This window comes from Microbacter sp. GSS18 (genome assembly GCA_029319145.1).
Classification (GTDB): Bacteria; Actinomycetota; Actinomycetes; order Actinomycetales; family Microbacteriaceae; genus Microbacterium.
Genome location: CP119753.1, coordinates 3,946,518 through 3,961,103, shown reverse-complemented (window position 1 = coordinate 3,961,103; position 14,586 = coordinate 3,946,518). Strand labels below are relative to the sequence as shown.

The 14,586-nt window shown below is 70.0% G+C and carries 16 protein-coding genes and 1 riboswitch; of the genes, 11 read left to right on the top strand and 5 right to left on the bottom strand.

The features are described 5' to 3' along the window. Positions 1-179 precede the first annotated feature (179 nt). Positions 180-279, top strand: a riboswitch (glycine riboswitch). 140 nt (positions 280-419) lie between these two features. The 4 genes from P0L94_18365 (at position 420) to P0L94_18350 (ending at position 4,538) form a co-directional block, all read left to right on the top strand. Continuing rightward, positions 420-548: a hypothetical protein gene (locus P0L94_18365; protein ID WES64417.1), complete on the top strand. Its 129-nt coding sequence runs from the start codon at positions 420-422 to the stop codon at positions 546-548. Continuing rightward, positions 548-1,942 (top strand): L-serine ammonia-lyase, encoded by a 1,395-nt coding sequence (locus P0L94_18360; GenBank protein WES64416.1) that lies wholly within the window; start codon positions 548-550, stop codon positions 1,940-1,942. The genes P0L94_18365 and P0L94_18360 overlap by 1 nt, the downstream gene beginning before the upstream one ends. Positions 1,943-2,172: 230 nt before the next feature. Then, on the top strand, positions 2,173-3,450 hold the full coding sequence (locus P0L94_18355) for an aromatic ring-hydroxylating dioxygenase subunit alpha (GenBank protein ID WES64415.1): 1,278 nt from the start codon (positions 2,173-2,175) through the stop codon (positions 3,448-3,450). Further along, positions 3,447-4,538, top strand: coding sequence for a hybrid-cluster NAD(P)-dependent oxidoreductase (locus tag P0L94_18350; protein ID WES64414.1), 1,092 nt, complete (start codon positions 3,447-3,449; stop codon positions 4,536-4,538). The genes P0L94_18355 and P0L94_18350 overlap by 4 nt, the downstream gene beginning before the upstream one ends. Before the next feature lie 64 nt (positions 4,539-4,602). Here P0L94_18350 and P0L94_18345 read toward each other — a convergent pair whose 3' ends face one another. Both P0L94_18345 and P0L94_18340 read right to left on the bottom strand, forming a co-directional pair. Beyond that, the gene (locus P0L94_18345) at positions 4,603-4,965 is read right to left on the bottom strand and encodes a cyclophilin-like fold protein (GenBank protein WES64413.1); all 363 of its coding nucleotides are present in this window, start codon (positions 4,963-4,965) and stop codon (positions 4,603-4,605) included. Continuing rightward, a complete protein-coding gene (locus tag P0L94_18340) occupies positions 4,962-5,858 on the bottom strand; it encodes a helix-turn-helix transcriptional regulator (protein ID WES64412.1) in 897 nt (298 codons plus the stop codon). The genes P0L94_18345 and P0L94_18340 overlap by 4 nt, the downstream gene beginning before the upstream one ends. Before the next feature lie 102 nt (positions 5,859-5,960). Between P0L94_18340 and P0L94_18335 the strand changes: the two genes are divergently transcribed. After that, positions 5,961-7,181, top strand: a complete 1,221-nt coding sequence (locus P0L94_18335) for an MFS transporter (protein WES64411.1) — start codon at positions 5,961-5,963, stop codon at positions 7,179-7,181. A gap of 25 nt (positions 7,182-7,206) precedes the next feature. Here P0L94_18335 and P0L94_18330 read toward each other — a convergent pair whose 3' ends face one another. After that, complete coding sequence (locus P0L94_18330) at positions 7,207-7,590, bottom strand: helix-turn-helix domain-containing protein (GenBank protein ID WES64410.1); 384 nt, start codon at positions 7,588-7,590, stop codon at positions 7,207-7,209. A 116-nt stretch (positions 7,591-7,706) separates the two neighbouring features. On the opposite strand from P0L94_18330, the gene P0L94_18325 reads away from it, so the two are divergent. Next, on the top strand, positions 7,707-8,681 hold the full coding sequence (locus tag P0L94_18325; protein ID WES64409.1) for an MBL fold metallo-hydrolase: 975 nt from the start codon (positions 7,707-7,709) through the stop codon (positions 8,679-8,681). Between the two features lie 14 nt (positions 8,682-8,695). Further along, complete coding sequence (locus P0L94_18320) at positions 8,696-9,439, top strand: SDR family NAD(P)-dependent oxidoreductase (protein WES64408.1); 744 nt, start codon at positions 8,696-8,698, stop codon at positions 9,437-9,439. 66 nt (positions 9,440-9,505) lie between these two features. Here the strand turns inward: P0L94_18320 and P0L94_18315 are convergent, their stop codons facing one another. Together P0L94_18315 and P0L94_18310 are read right to left on the bottom strand one after the other, a co-directional pair. After that, positions 9,506-9,907, bottom strand: a complete 402-nt coding sequence (locus tag P0L94_18315) for a cupin domain-containing protein (protein ID WES64407.1) — start codon at positions 9,905-9,907, stop codon at positions 9,506-9,508. A gap of 68 nt (positions 9,908-9,975) precedes the next feature. Beyond that, entirely contained in the window at positions 9,976-10,872 is an 897-nt protein-coding gene (locus P0L94_18310) for a helix-turn-helix transcriptional regulator (protein WES64406.1), read from the bottom strand. A gap of 151 nt (positions 10,873-11,023) precedes the next feature. On the opposite strand from P0L94_18310, the gene P0L94_18305 reads away from it, so the two are divergent. From P0L94_18305 to P0L94_18290, 4 genes are all read left to right on the top strand, one after another. Continuing rightward, the gene (locus P0L94_18305; protein ID WES64405.1) at positions 11,024-11,974 is read left to right on the top strand and encodes an NADP-dependent oxidoreductase; all 951 of its coding nucleotides are present in this window, start codon (positions 11,024-11,026) and stop codon (positions 11,972-11,974) included. Between the two features lie 48 nt (positions 11,975-12,022). After that, positions 12,023-12,925 carry an aldo/keto reductase gene (locus P0L94_18300; protein ID WES64404.1) on the top strand — a complete coding sequence of 301 codons (903 nt, stop codon included), beginning with the start codon at positions 12,023-12,025 and terminating at the stop codon, positions 12,923-12,925. Positions 12,926-12,992: 67 nt separating this feature from the next. Continuing rightward, positions 12,993-13,367 carry a DUF2255 family protein gene (locus tag P0L94_18295; GenBank protein ID WES64403.1) on the top strand — a complete coding sequence of 125 codons (375 nt, stop codon included), beginning with the start codon at positions 12,993-12,995 and terminating at the stop codon, positions 13,365-13,367. Between the two features lie 5 nt (positions 13,368-13,372). Further along, positions 13,373-14,560 carry a low temperature requirement protein A gene (locus P0L94_18290; protein WES64402.1) on the top strand — a complete coding sequence of 396 codons (1,188 nt, stop codon included), beginning with the start codon at positions 13,373-13,375 and terminating at the stop codon, positions 14,558-14,560. Positions 14,561-14,586 lie beyond the last annotated feature (26 nt).

Sequence of the window (14,586 nt, the reverse complement as noted above, 5' to 3'; positions counted from 1 at the left end):
GGGCGACTCTCACTTCAAGCGGATGACGGGCGCTCATGTCTGCTTTTTACGTCGACGAAACAGCAGCCGGACGTTCGACACGTGCTTGAAACATGCCTGGTCAGATTCGACATTCGGGCTTGACATCGGCCCGGGCCGGCGCTGTAGCGTCCTGCCTCACAAGTGAACATGCCGCCGATCGAACCCCCGCGGGAGAGTCGACATCCACGCCCGGATGAGCGACGCCGAAGGAGCAATGACTCCCCACAACCTCTCAGGCACACGCACCGCGACGGGTGAGGCGGACTCTGGAAAGCCGGGCTTCGAGCCCGCACCCACGGTGAAAGCCGCGCCCGCGCGGTGAATCTCTCAGGTCCAGCGACAGAGCGGGGAGGCAGCCATCCATCGGCCGCGCCCGCGGCCCGAACCGGGAGCCTCCCATGACCGTGATCATCCCCGCCCGAACTGCGACCACCACCTTCGACGCACCGGTCCAGGCCGTCGATCCCGACGTCACCGCGCCGGCCGCCGAGTACCCGCCGTCCATCGCCGCCGAGGCGACGCGCTGATGGCCGTCAGCGCATTCGAACTGTTCTCGGTCGGCCTCGGGCCCTCGAGCTCCCACACCGTCGGCCCCATGCGCGCCGCGCTCGGCTTCCTGCGAGGGCTCGAGCGTGACGGCCTGCTCCCGCGCACCGCGCGTGTGCGCGTCGATCTGCTCGGCTCGCTCGGCGCGACCGGGCGCGGCCACGGATCGGACGACGCGGTGCTGCTGGGCCTCATGGGCGAGGAGCCCGAGTCGTGCGAGCCCGCGACGGCACGCACTCTCGTGGCCGTCGCCCGCGTGACCGGACGGCTCCCGCTGGGTGGCATCCACGAGGTCGCCTTCGACCCGGAGACCGACCTCATCCTGGACGGCTACCGCACGCTGCCGTTCCATCCGAATGCGATGACGCTCGAGGCGTACGACACCGGTGGCGCCCTCATGGCGCGCCAGGTGTCCTACTCGGTCGGCGGCGGCTTCGTCGTCACCGAGGGCGAGGAGCCCACCCCCGCAGCGGCCGTGGCGGTGCCGCACCCGTTCCGCACCGCAGACGATCTGCTCGCCCTCGCGCAGGCGACCGGCAAGAGCATCGCCCGACTCGCCTTCGAGAACGAAGCGGCCCGGCGCCCCGCTGCCGAGGTCCGCGCCGACCTGCTGCGCATCGCCGATGTCATGCACGACAGCATCGAGCGGGGGCTGAGGACCGAGGGGATCCTGCCGGGCGGGCTCGATGTGCCGCGGCGCGCCCCGGGCCTCGCGCGACTGCTCGCGGCGGATGGCGCGATCGCCGATCCTCTGCGGGGCACCGACTGGCTGACGCTGTTCGCGATGGCCGTCAACGAGCAGAACGCGGCCGGCGAGCGTGTCGTCACCGCGCCGACGAACGGAGCGGCGGGCATCATCCCCTCGGTGCTGGAGTACTACCGGCGGTTCGTGCCGGGCGCCGACGACGACGGCATCATCGCGTTCCTGCTGACCGCCGGGGCGATCGGCAGCGTGTACACCGAGACGGCGTCGATCTCGGGCGCCGCCGTCGGATGCCAGGGCGAGGTGGGATCGGCGTGCTCGATGGCCGCCGGAGCCTTCGCGGCTGTGCTCGGCGGCACACCGGCACAGGTCGAGAACGCCGCCGAGATCGGGATGGAGCATCACCTCGGCCTCACCTGCGACCCCATCGGCGGGCTCGTGCAGATCCCCTGCATCGAACGCAACGGCGTGGCCGCCGTCAAGGCGGTGACAGCGGCGCGCACCGCGCTTCGCGGCGACGGCAGCCACATCGTCTCGCTGGACGAGGTCATCGCCACCATGCGCAAGACCGGCAGGGACATGAAGTCCAAGTACAAGGAGACCTCGCGCGGGGGCCTGGCCCTGCTGACCCGTGCAGCCACGCGTGTCGGCGTGGGCGTCGTCGAATGCTGAGCGACTGAAGCCCCTCGATGACAGGCCATGTGTCACCTGTGTTTCCGACGCGAGAACAGTCCCTTCGCACTTGCCTCGAACCGTTGACACCGGCCGCCTTCGAGGATCATCATCGATCCCAAGACGGTGCGCTATAGGCAACACGCACCTCTGGACGCACCACACCTCCACATCTCTGCGTCGGCCATCGATCGCCCGACGACCCCTCGGATCATCGAAAGGAACCCGAGATGCCCGCTTCCATCGTCCGCCCGCAGAGCGACGTACGGATCCGCCGGCTGCTCGCGGAGCGCACCCCCGGCCACAGCCTTCCCGCGCCCTTCTACACCAGCGACGAGGTGTTCGCGCTGGACCTGCAGGCGATCTTCGGACAGCATTGGCTCTTCGTCGCCAGTGAGGCCGAGATCCGCGAGCCCGGCGACTACGTCACCGTCGAGTTCGGCACGCATTCGCTCATCGTGATCCGCGACGACGACGAGAACGTGCAGGTCCTGCACAACGTCTGCCGGCATCGCGGTGCGCGCATCCTGCCTCCGGGCAGCGGCGCCGTCGGGAACCTCGTGTGCGGGTACCACCAGTGGACCTATCGTCCGGACGGCGAGCTCGTGTGGGCGGCTTCTGCGGACGACGACTTCGACACCAGCTGCTACGGCCTGCGCAAGGTCGCCTTCCGCTCCATCGCCGGGCTGATCTACATCAACCTCGCTGACGAGCCCAACGACGACATCGACCGCGTGGCCGAGGTCGTGGCGCCGTACTTCGAGCAGCACGACCTGCGCCATGCGAAGGTCGCCGCGCAGGTGGACCTGATCGAAGAGGGCAACTGGAAGCTCACGCTGGAGAACAACCGCGAGTGCTACCACTGCGACAACCACCCCGAGCTCGGCTGCACGTACTTCATCACGTGGGGGTACCCCGAGGACGGCATCCCGCCCCACCTGCAGGAGACGCACGAGCGGTACCTCACCGCCGAGGCGGAGCTCGAGGCCAAGTGCACCGTTCGCGGGCTGCCCTTCGCCGGGATCGAGGAGCTCGACACCCGCACGATGGGCTTCCGCGTCCAGCGCGAAGCGCTCGACGGCGTCGGCGAGTCGTACAGCATGACCGGCGCGCGCCTGGTCGACAGGCTCCTCGGCGACTTCGACGACGCCAAGCTCGGCCGCCTGTCGATGCACACGCAGCCCAACTTCTGGTGCCACTTCATGGCGGATCACGCGATGACCTTCTCGGTGCTGCCGATCTCGCCCGGCCGGACACTCGTGCGCACCACATGGCTCGTCCACGAGGACGCCCGCGAGGGGATCGACTACAACGTCGACGACCTCACGCACGTGTGGCGGGCGACGAACGAGCAGGATGCCGAGTTCGTCGGTCTCGCCCAGAAAGGCGTGTCCGATCCGGCGTACATCCCCGGGCCGTACGTGCCCAGCGAGTACCAGGTGGACGCCTTCTGCAACTGGTACATGGACCAGATCACCGCATACGTCGAGAGCGAGGTCGAGGAATGAGCATCATCATCGAACGATTCGGACCCGGCGCCGTGCTCGCCGAGCACGACCGGTGGGACGAGGACCCCACGGGTCGCACCCTCACGTGCACGCGCATCGTGCGCCGCACCGATCAGATCGCGACGTTCGAGTTCGCCGCCGACGACCGGCGCGCACTTCCCCACGCTCCGGGGCAGTACGTCACGATCAGCGCCGACATCGACGGCGAGCGCGTCAGCCGCTGCTACACCGTGAGCTCGCCGTCCACACGCCCCTACTCGGTGCAGCTGACAGTCAAGCGCGAGGCGACCGGACGCATGTCGGCCTGGCTGCACGATGTGCTGGCGGTGGGCGACCGGGTGGAGCTCAGCGGCCCGGCGGGCGAGTTCTCGACCGCCTACCACCCCGCCGAGCGCATCCTGCTGCTCGCCGGCGGCGTGGGCATCACCCCCATGATGTCGATCCTGGAGTCGATCCACGACCTCGCCGAGCCCACCGATGTCGTGCTCGTGCACAACTCACGGTCGCCGGACCTGGTCGCGTTCCGCGCGGAGCTGTCCCGCCTCACGCAGGACAACATGCGCATCCGCGTCGTGCAGGCGGTGTCGATGGATCCCGACGGCACGTGGCTCGGCCCGGTCGGGCGCCTGGACGCCGCGATGCTGTCGCGCAACGTTCCCGACATCCGCGACCGCGAGGTCTTCGTGTGCGGCCCGGACGCCTACATGGAGCACGCCCAGAGTCTCGCACTCTCGCTGGGGGTGCCCATCGAGCGCATCCACCGGGAGTCCTTCGTCCTCACCCAGCCCGAGGAGCCCGCAGCGATCGACACGTCGGCGGAGGCGGGCACGCACAGCGTGACCTTCGCCCGCAGCGGCAAGGTCGCGGAGATCGCGCCGGGGCAGACGGTGCTGGATGCCGCCAAGCAGGCGGGCGTGCGCATGAACTCCTCGTGCCGGAGCGGACTGTGCGGCACGTGCAAGATCGTGAAGGTCGAGGGTGAGGTCGAGATGCGCCACAACGGCGGCATCCGTCAGCGCGAGATCGACGCGGGAAAGATCCTCGCCTGCTGCTCGCGGCCGTGCGGGGCCGTGGTCATCGACGGCTGACGCCCGTCTGCCGATGACATGAGCCGGCGCCCCGTTCTCGGGGCGCCGGCTCATCCCGTCAGCATCAGTCGATGGCCTCGATGAGCACCTCGAAGGGACCGTCGTTCGCGGACAGCGCCGTGATGTCGCCGTCGAAGGCGCCGAGCCTGACCAGCCCGTCGGCGTAGCGGAACGGGCGGTAGAAGATCGCGAGGTTGCCCCACGGCGCGTACAGCGTGATGTCGCCCGCCTTCGCGGCCGTGCCCGCCGGCTCGCCCGCCGTGGACAGACGTGAGGGGAGGTCTGCGACCTTCTCGATGCCGTGGAAGTCGGTCAGCGTGAGTCGCAGCGGCAGCAGCGCGAGCAAGTCGCGCGCCGCGGAACCGTCTCCCAGAGTGGCCTCGAGCGTCTCGCCGTCGACGCTGAACCGGATGCGTGAGCCGGTCATCGCTTCTCGTCCTCGGACACCGGAGCCCCACGCTCGGCAGCCGGCGTCTCGCGCGTTGCCGCGAGGCTGGCGAGCAGCCGCAGGTTCTGCTCCGAGACCGAACCCGGCTCGGCGGTGTAGATCAGCAGTGACAGCCCGGGTTCCTCGGTCAGCTCCAGCCCCTCGTAGGCGAGGGTGATGTCGCCGACCGCGTGGTGGTGGAAGGGCTTCACGCCGCTGCCGTGGTGGCGCACGTCGTGCGCGCCCCACTTGGTGCGGAACTCGTCGCTGATGGTCGAGAGCTCGCCCACGAGGTCCTGCAGACCCTTGTCATAGGGATCGCGCCCGGCCTCGGTCCGCAGGATCGCCACGACGACGTCGGCGGCGGCATCCCAATCGGGGTAGAAGTCGTGCGAGCGCTCGTCGAGGAAGCTGTAGCGGGCGAGGTTGCCCGACGCCGGGGCCTCGAACACCTCGTCGTAGAACTCCCGCGCGAGCGCGTTGGCGGCGAGGATGTCCATGCGGGCGTTGCGCACGAACGCCGGACCCGCCGTGATCGCGTCGAGCGCGCGCTGGAGCGACAGCCGGGCGGTCCACTGCTTCGGCCGCCGCCGGGGCTTGGCCACGACCGGCCCGTTCGCCGCGCGGGCGAGATCGAACAGGTGACCGCGCTCGGCGTCGTCGAGCCGCAGCGCCTTGGCGACCGCGTCGAGCACCGAATCGGATGCACCGGCGAGGTTGCCGCGCTCGATCTTGGAGTAGTACTCGATGCTGACGCCGGCGAGCATCGCCACCTCGGTGCGGCGCAGCCCCGGCACGCGCCGGTTGCTGCCGGGCGGCAGCCCGACGTGCTCGGGAGTGAGTTTCGCGCGCCGCGAGGTCAGGAACTCGCGGACCTCGTTGCGGTTGTCCATGACCCCGACGTTACGCCGCCGACGCCCCCCGAGGGATGCCCTGGCGGTACACCTCACGCGGGGCCCTCCCCCCGACCGCCGCTGATGGGGTGTACTCGTCCTGTGACTGCGACCGGATCGATCCCTGCGCCGCCTGCCGACCGAACGCGGCGCGACAGCGGCGCGTTCGTCGTGGCGGCTGTCGGTTTCATCCTCGTCTTCGCCGCAGCGGGCGCCCCGATCCCCCTCTACGAGACGTACCGCGTGGAGGACGGCATCGCCACCGGCGACCTCGCCTTCGGTGCCGTCGCGTACTTCGCGGGAACGCTCGCGGCCCTCCTGGTGCTCGGGCGGCTCTCGGATCACATCGGCCGCAAGCCGGTCGTGGTCGCCGCGCTCCTGCTGGCTGCGACCGGCGTGATGCTCATGACGCAGGTGCACGGCGTGGGAATGCTCTCGCTCGCACGTCTGCTTCAGGGCCTGGCCTCGGGCCTGGCCGCGTCGGCCGTGGGGGCGTACGTGGTCGACGCCGCGCCGGAACGACCCGCGTGGCTGCCGACGACCATCACCGGCAGCGGGCCGATGTTCGGCATCCCGGCCGGCGCCCTTCTGGCGGGCGTCCTCGCCGAGACTTCCCCCGCCCCGCGCGTCCTGCCGTTCGCGGTGCTGTCGGCCGCCCTCCTGGTGTGCGCGGTCGCGGTGCTGCCGATGCGCGAGACGGCACCCTACGCGCCAGGCGCCCTGCGTTCGCTCGCCCCACGCGTCAGCGTTCCACGCGGCGCCGGGCGACTGCTCTTCGCCGTCGGCGCCGCCGCCTTCGCGACCTGGAGCATCGGGGGCGCCTACCAGGCGTTCGCCCCGACGATCACGGCGGACCATCTCGGCAGCGACAGCGCCCTCGTGGCCGCCCTGGTGTTCTCCTCGATCATGGTGCTGGGCCCGCTGGGCGGCCCGATCGCCGGCCGACTCGGTGCGCGGCGGGCGATGCGGATCGGCATCGTCGTCTTCGCCGTCGCCATCGTGGGCGCGCTGCTGTCGCTGCGGGCGGGCGCGATCGTCCCCTTCCTCATCGCGAGCCTGGTCGGTGCGATCGCGCAGGGCACGACGGCGTCCGCCGGCACGGGCGCCCTGCTGGCGCGCTCCGCCCCCGCTCAGCGCGGCGCCACGCTCGCGGCGGTCTACGTCATCTCGTACAGCGGCGCGGCGATCCCCGCTCTCGTCGCGGGGCGCCTGACCGGCGCGTTCTCGCTCGCGGACATCTTCTTCGGGTACGCCGCGCTGACCATCGTCGGTGCGGTCACCGTGCTGTCGGCCTTCCCGCGGAAGGAGCAGCCGGCGGCCTGATGAGGGATCTGCTCGGCCGCGACGGTCAGCGCGTCGCCGGTTCGGTCGCGTCCGCCTCGCCCGCACGGGCGGCGTCGACATCGTCGCGGTGATCGGCCGCCCAGGAGTTGATCGCACGCACGATCGGGCACAGCGTCCCACCCAGTGGCGTGAGCTCGTACTCCACGCGCGGGGGGATCTCCGCGTACGCGGTGCGGGCCACCAGCCCGTTCTCCTCGAGCCGGCGCAGGGTCTTCGACAGCAGCTGCGCGCTCATGCCCGTGGCCGACCGCAGGCCGCCGAACCGGGTGCTGCCGCGCTCGAGCGCGGTCACGACGACCACCGTCCAGCGGTTGGCGAGGATCTCGACGACGTCGCCGATGCCGGGATCGGCGAGCGCCGCCGGGCTGTTCGAGGCGTCGGACGGCATGGTTCGATCATACGCCAAAGGGTGCCGATCAGAAATATGTATGCATTCGGAATATTGGTATGCATATAGGACTTATGCCTGATGCGCCACACGGCGCCCCATCGAAGGAGAGTCACATGTCCACTGCAACGTCGGTCCGCTCGACCATCGGCGCCCACTACGTGGAGCCGTCGGCCACGCAGAAGCTGACCCCCGGCGACAAGATCGCCGACCTCTACGCCCGCAACATGCAAGGCGCCGTTCTTCAGCGCCTCACCGACCGCGTGTGGTGGGTCGCGGCGTTCAACTATCAGACCGTGTTCTACGTCGGCGACGAGGGCGTGCTGCTCTTCGACGCCCTCGAAGGCGTGTCGCCTCTCGTGACCGCCGCCATCCACGAGGTCACCGACCTGCCGATCACCGCCGTCGTCTACTCGCACTACCACGCCGACCACATCGGCGACATCGCCCAGTACGTCGACGCCGCGACGGAGGGCGGGTTCGAGCTGCGGATCATCGCGAGCACGAAGTCGCTCGAGAAGATGCAGCTCGTGAAGAGCTCGTACCCCCTGCCGACCGAGACGGTCGCGTGGCCCGACGGCTCGTTCGCGTTCGAGGACCTCGAGGTGTCACTGCACGGGTTCGAGTGGGCCGCCCACACCGACGACCACTCGGCGTGGCTGCTCGAGAAGGAGGGCGTGGTGCACTCCCCCGACCTCATCAACCCCGACCAGCCCCCGTTCTGGCGCTTCGCCGGCAACGAGCGGTTCCTCTTCAGCGACGCGAACCTGCGCGCCGTCCGCGATCTCGAGTGGACGTTCCTCTCGGGCGGCCACGGCAACGTCGGCTACCGCGAGGACATCGACTTCGACCTGGCCTTCATGGCCGACCTGACGGCAGCGGTCGGCGCCGCAATGGGCGCCCACGCGTTCACCGACTTCATCGACCCCGAGGCCAGCGCCCACACCGGCTTCCTCGCGCAGTGGATCAGCGCGGTGGCCCGCGAGGCAGTCGCCACTCTGCGGCCGACCTACGGAGACCTGTACGGCTTCGAGGACGCGACGCTGCCGAACGCCGAGATGGTGGCGTTCTCGATGTTCGAGCACCGCTGATCGGACGCCCGGACATGCTCACCGACAAGATCGCCCTCGTCACGGGCGCCGGCGCCGGAATCGGGCGGGCCGTGGCCCGCTCGCTGGCCGGAGCAGGGGCGACCGTCGTCGTCACCGGGCGGAGCGAGGGCCCTCTCGAGACCCTCGTCGAGGAGATCACCGCAGCAGGCGGGTCCGCCTGGGCGGCGGCGCTCGACGTCACCGACCCGGCCGCGCACGCGAACGTGGTCGCGGCGATCGAACAGCGCCACGGGCGCCTGGACATCGCGGTGAACAACGCCGGCGTGACGATCCCCGCCACACCGACAGCCGAGCTCACCGACGCGCAGTGGGAGTTCGTGCGCGGCGTCGACCTCGACGGCGTGTTCTACGGCGTGCGCAGTCAGCTGCCCGCAATGCTCCGCTCGGGAGGCGGCGTCATCATCGCGATCTCGAGCATCGCCGGCAAGCGGGGGCTTGCGGGCATGGCCCCGTACGCCGCCGCCAAGCACGCGGTGCTCGGGCTCATGGAGACCGTGGCGTGGGAGTACGGGGAACGCGGCATCCGCGCCCTCTCGGTGGGACCGGCGTTCATCCGCACCGGTCTCGAGGACAACCAGCCGGCCGAGGTTCGCGAGGCGCTGCCGGGCCTGCACGCCCTGGGCCGGCTCGGCGAACCGGAGGAGGTCGCCGCGGCCGTCACGTGGCTCGCAGACGACCAGGCCTCGTTCGTCACGGGGTCGTACATCCCGGTCGACGGAGGGTACCTCGCCCGCTGAAGTCCACCCGGAAACGGCGAAGGGCCCGAGCGCGACATGGTCGCCCCGGGCCCTTCCACCGTCTGATCAGCGACCCTCGTACTGGTCGTCGGTGATGTGCTCGGCCCAGATCGTGGTCGTGGCCGGGTCATCGCCGCCCTCGAGGATCGCCAGGTGCTCCATGAACATCCCCGGAGCCGCAGCGTGCCAGTGCTCCTCGCCCGGAGGCGTGTAGATCGTCTCTCCCGCGCGGACCTCGACGATGTTGCCGTCGCGAGTGCCGAACCGCGCGACGCCCGAGGTCACGTGGCAGTACTGTCCGCGCGCGTGCGAGTGCCACGCGGTGCGACCGCCCGGCGCGAACCGGACGCGCGCCACGGTCGTGCGCTGGTCGGCGTCGTGGGGCAGCGCGATCAGGTCGAGCCACACGTCGCCGGCGAACTGCTCCGGCGGGTTCTTCATGGTGGGGATGGTCGGTTCGATGTTCATCGGATGTTCCTTTCGTGAACGATGACGGCACCCGGCGCGTCGGCGGCGGGTGTGACGTCGCGGAAGATTCAGCTGCGAGCGTTGCGTGTCTGGTCGGAGTCCGCGGACTCGACCTGCGCTGTGGCGGCCCAGCTGGCCAGAAGCCGAAGCTTCTCTTCCCCGGCGGACCCCGCCTCGGCGGAATAGATCATGATGGACAGGCCCGGCTCGGTGATGACCTCGGTGCCGACCATGTGCAGCGACAGCTCGCCGACAGCGGGATGGATGGCGACCTTCAGTCCCGCGTCGTGCCGGTGCACGACCGCGTTCGCCCATCGGTCGCGGAAGACCTCGCTGCGCGTGGACAGCTCTCCGATCACCTCGGTGATCCGCCTGTCGTACGGGTTCTTCGCGGCCTCGTAGCGCAGGATCGCAACGGTGCCGTCGATCGCGCGGGTCCAGTCGGGGTAGAACGAGCGTGCCGCCGGGTCGAAGACGTTGAACTTGGCGATGTTCGGGGTGCCGTCGCCCGCCGCCTCGAACAGCGGCGCATAGTACGCCCGCCCGAGATCGTTGACGGCGAGGATGTCGAGGGCTCCGTTGCGGACGAACGCCGGTGCGCCGGTGATGGCGTTCACCGCTGCCAGGACGCCCGGTCGCACCGACTGCGGCGCGACCTTCGGCCGACGGGTGCGGCCGGTCGCAGATGCCGTGCGCGCCAGGTTCGCCAGGTGCGCGCGCTCGGTGTCGTCCAGCTGCAGCACATCGGCGAGCGCGTCGAGCACCTGGTCGGAGACTCCGGCGATGTCGCCGCGCTCGAGTCGGGCGTAGTACTCGCTCGAGACGCCGGCGAGCATCGCGACCTCTTCGCGGCGCAGTCCCTTGACGTGTCTCCTGCCTCCGAAGTTGGGCAGGCCGACGTCCTCGGGCTTGAGCCGGGCACGTCGTGCCGTGAGGAAGTCACGGACCTCAGTGCGGTTGTCCATGAGCCCACGGTATGCCGCTCGTCCGGCGGAAAACAGGCACTGCCAGTACGTGCAGTGCGGGTGCCTCGCGATGCATGCGCGAGACGTGGTCCCTTGGTATCACCACCGCCGTCGGGTCCGGCGGACCGCACGCACAACCCCAGGAGCATGCATGAAGGCGATCGGCCTGACCCAGTACGGCGGACCCGAGGTCCTGCACCCTGTCGACCTCCCCGACCCGCACCCGGCCGCGGGCGAGATCCGCATCCGCGTCGCCGCGGCAGCGCTCAACCCCGCCGACGTGATGCTCCGGGACGGGTCGCTCGCGGCGATCTACGAGGGCCTCGAGCTTCCCTACGTCCCCGGCATGGACGTCGCCGGCACGGTCGACGAGGTCGGCGAGGGTGTCGATGTCGAGGTCGGCGCGCGGGTCGTGGCGATCCTCGACAACACCGGCTCGTTCGGCGGCTACAGCGAGTACGTCGTCGTCCCGGCGGCCTCCGCGACGGCGGCTCCTGCGGGCGCCGATTGGGCGGAGTCCGCGTCCTTCCTCATGAACGCGCTGACCGCGCGCAACGCGCTTGACACGCTCGCGCTCCCCGCCGGCAGCACAATCCTGGTCACCGGAGCCGCCGGAGCGGTGGGCGCCTCCTCCGTCGCCCTCGCGCACCAGGACGGGCTCCGGGTGATCGCTCTGGCCGGCGCCGACGACGAGGCGGATGTCCGCGCCCTCGGCGCCGACGTGTTCGTCCCCCGCGGCGACGGCGCGATCGAGGCGATCCTCGCCGCGGCGCCCGACGGAGTCGACGCCGTGCTCGACGGCGCGACCCTCTACGCCGCGATCCTCCCGGCAGTCCGCGACGGCGGCGCGCTGATCGACCTGCGCTTCTGGGATGCCGAGCCCGAGCGCGGCATCCGCGTGCTCCACGTGAACGTCCGCCAGCGCGCCCAGGACCAGGCCGCGATCACGCGCCTGCGTGAGCAGGTCGAAGGGGGCATCCTCCCGCTGCGCGTTGCCGCGACCTACCCCGCCGTCGATGCGGTCGCCGCCCACGCTCGGCTGGACGCCGGCGGGCTGCGAGGCCGGATCGTCCTCGCCTTTCCCGTCGATGCGGCTGACTGAACGGTCGGCCCGAAGAGTCAGCCCACACCAAGAGAAACTGAGAGTCGCATGATCATCGAAGAGAGCTACACACTGTCCAATGGCGTCGAGATCCCGAAGCTCGGCCTCGGCACCTGGTTCATCAACAACGCCGACGTGGTTCCCGCCGTCAAGAGCGCGCTGGAGGTCGGCTATCGCCACATCGACACCGCCCAGGCGTACCGCAACGAGAAGGGCGTCGGCGAGGCCGTGCGCACCGCAGGCGTCAAGCGCGAGGACGTGTTCGTCACGACGAAACTCGACGCGGGCGCCAAGTCGTACAAGCGCGCCGTGGCCGGCATCGACCGGTCGCTGAAGACGATGGGCCTGGACCACATCGACATGATGATCATCCACAGCCCGCAGCCGTGGACGCAGTTCCGCGGCGACAAGCCGTTCTTCGAGGAGAACCGCCAGGTCTGGAAGGCGCTGGAAGACGCCTACACCGCCGGCAAGCTGCGGGCGATCGGCCTGTCGAACTTCGAGAGGGCCGACCTCGACAACATCCTCGAGGTCGCGACCGTGAATCCGATGGTCAACCAGATCCTCGCGCACATCGGCAACACGCCCCACGAGCTCATCGAGTACACCCAGTCGAAGGGCATCCTCGTCGAGGCATACTCGCCGGTCGCCCACGGCCAGCTGCTGAAGAACGAGCAGGTGAAGGCCCTCGCCGAGAAGTACGGCGTGTCGGTCCCGCAGCTGTCGATCCGCTACGTGCTGCAGCTGGGTCTGCTGCCGCTCCCGAAGACGGCGAACCCCGCCCACATGAAGGCCAACGCCGAGCTCGATTTCGTCATCTCGGACGAGGACATGGCGACGCTTCAGAACATCGAGCCGATCACCGACTACGGCAGCGCCAGCGCGATGCCGGTGTACGGCGGCAAGCTCACCGTCGGGTCGATGCTGAAGATGATCTTCTCCCGCGACTGAGTCGCGCCGCCCGTTGACCTTGATTCGGCGGGCCGGACATGATGACAACCGAGGAACGAGGAGAACTGTGACGAACTGGACCGAGAACGAGGTCGACCGCATCGGGGTCGCCAACGAGCTGCGCATCGCGACGAAGCGGACGGACGGGAGCGTGCGCTCCTTCGTGCCGATCTGGGTGGTGCGCGTCGGCGACGACCTGTACATCCGGGCCTATCACGGGCCCGGCGGATCCTGGTACCGCCAGGCGCAGCGCAGCGGGCGCGCGATGATCCGCGCAGGCGGCATCGAGCGCGAGGTCACCTTCACGCCCGGCGACGACGCACTGCGCTCGAGCATCGACGCCGCCTACCGCGGCAAGTACGGCCGCGGCATGTACGTCGATGCCATGGTCACCGACGACGCCGCCGCCGCCACGCTGCGGCTCGAGCCCGCGGAGGACTGAGCGACATGACGCGGTCGGCGTCGGCCACCGGCGGCGCTCCCGTCGCCCACGCGCACGAGGGCGACCGCGTCACGACACTCGAGCTGTTCTTCGACCTCGTCTTCGTCTTCGCCTTCACCCAGGTCACCGCGCTGATGACCCACGGCGAGGCGCCGCAGTCTCTCCTCCAGGCCTTCATCGTCCTGTCGCTGCTGTGGTGGGCGTGGACCTCGTACACGTGGCTCGCGAACGAAGCGCGCGCCAATCGCGGCATCCTGCAGACCGCGTTCATCCTCGCGATGATCGCGATGTTCCTGGCGAGCCTGGCGATTCCGGGGGCGTTCCACCCCGCCGAAGAGGGCCTGGATGCCGCGTGGACGTTGGTGATCTGCTACACGCTGGTGCGCCTGATCCACATCAGCACCTACTTCATCGCGGCTCGAGGCGATCGTGCGCTGCGACGGCAGGGAGCCGTCACGGCGGCGACATCTGTGCTGCCGACCGCCGCTCTGCTGGCCGTGGGCGCGGCGCTGGGCGGATCCGCCCAGCTGTGGATCTGGCTCGTGGCGGTCGTGTACGACTTCGCCGTCATCTTCGTCACCGCGATCGACGGCGGCGGGTGGGCGATTCGTTCGGCCGCACACTTCGCCGAGCGGCACTCGCTGGTGATCATCCTCGCGCTCGGCGAGTCCATCATCGCCATCGGCGCAGGTCTTCGGGAGGCGCCCCTCGACGCGCCCTTCGCCGTCGGCGCCGTGCTGTCGATGCTCATCGCGGTGGGCTACTGGTTCGCGTACTTCCACCGCCTGCAGGGGCGACTGGAGCACGAACTGGAGCGGCTGGAGCGCAAGGAACGGGCGAAGATGGGCAGAGAGGTGTTCACGTACCTCCACTTCCCGATCATCATCGGCATCGTCCTGACGGCCCTCGGGATCGAGTTGGCGATGGGCCACCTCGACGAGCCCCACCTGGGTGTTCTGGGAGGCTGGGCGCTCGGCTGCGGCGCCGCGGTCTTCCTCGCGGCGACGGCGGCGACGGCGCTGCGCAGTCATGGCGATTGGCGCACCGCCCGGCTCGTCGCCGCGGGCGTCTTCGTTCTCATCTCCCCGGTGCTGGTCGTCGTCGCGCCCCTGTTCGCCCTCGGCATGGTCAGCGTGGGCCTGATGATCCTCGCGATCGTGGAGGTCGCGTTGATGCGTCGCGGACGCACCTAGCCGCACACCGGCCGGCTGTCCGCCTG

Excerpts from the sequence above, each read along its gene's own strand:
- P0L94_18365 (WES64417.1), top strand. The coding sequence starts at position 420 with ATGACCGTGATCATCCCCGCCCGAACTGCGACCACCACCTTCGACGCA.
- P0L94_18360 (WES64416.1), top strand. The coding sequence starts at position 548 with ATGGCCGTCAGCGCATTCGAACTGTTCTCGGTCGGCCTCGGGCCCTCG.
- P0L94_18355 (WES64415.1), top strand. The coding sequence starts at position 2,173 with ATGCCCGCTTCCATCGTCCGCCCGCAGAGCGACGTACGGATCCGCCGG.
- P0L94_18350 (WES64414.1), top strand. The coding sequence starts at position 3,447 with ATGAGCATCATCATCGAACGATTCGGACCCGGCGCCGTGCTCGCCGAG.
- P0L94_18345 (WES64413.1), bottom strand. The coding sequence starts at position 4,965 with ATGACCGGCTCACGCATCCGGTTCAGCGTCGACGGCGAGACGCTCGAG.
- P0L94_18340 (WES64412.1), bottom strand. The coding sequence starts at position 5,858 with ATGGACAACCGCAACGAGGTCCGCGAGTTCCTGACCTCGCGGCGCGCG.
- P0L94_18330 (WES64410.1), bottom strand. The coding sequence starts at position 7,590 with ATGCCGTCCGACGCCTCGAACAGCCCGGCGGCGCTCGCCGATCCCGGC.
- P0L94_18325 (WES64409.1), top strand. The coding sequence starts at position 7,707 with ATGTCCACTGCAACGTCGGTCCGCTCGACCATCGGCGCCCACTACGTG.
- P0L94_18320 (WES64408.1), top strand. The coding sequence starts at position 8,696 with ATGCTCACCGACAAGATCGCCCTCGTCACGGGCGCCGGCGCCGGAATC.
- P0L94_18315 (WES64407.1), bottom strand. The coding sequence starts at position 9,907 with ATGAACATCGAACCGACCATCCCCACCATGAAGAACCCGCCGGAGCAG.
- P0L94_18310 (WES64406.1), bottom strand. The coding sequence starts at position 10,872 with ATGGACAACCGCACTGAGGTCCGTGACTTCCTCACGGCACGACGTGCC.
- P0L94_18305 (WES64405.1), top strand. The coding sequence starts at position 11,024 with ATGAAGGCGATCGGCCTGACCCAGTACGGCGGACCCGAGGTCCTGCAC.
- P0L94_18300 (WES64404.1), top strand. The coding sequence starts at position 12,023 with ATGATCATCGAAGAGAGCTACACACTGTCCAATGGCGTCGAGATCCCG.
- P0L94_18290 (WES64402.1), top strand. The coding sequence starts at position 13,373 with ATGACGCGGTCGGCGTCGGCCACCGGCGGCGCTCCCGTCGCCCACGCG.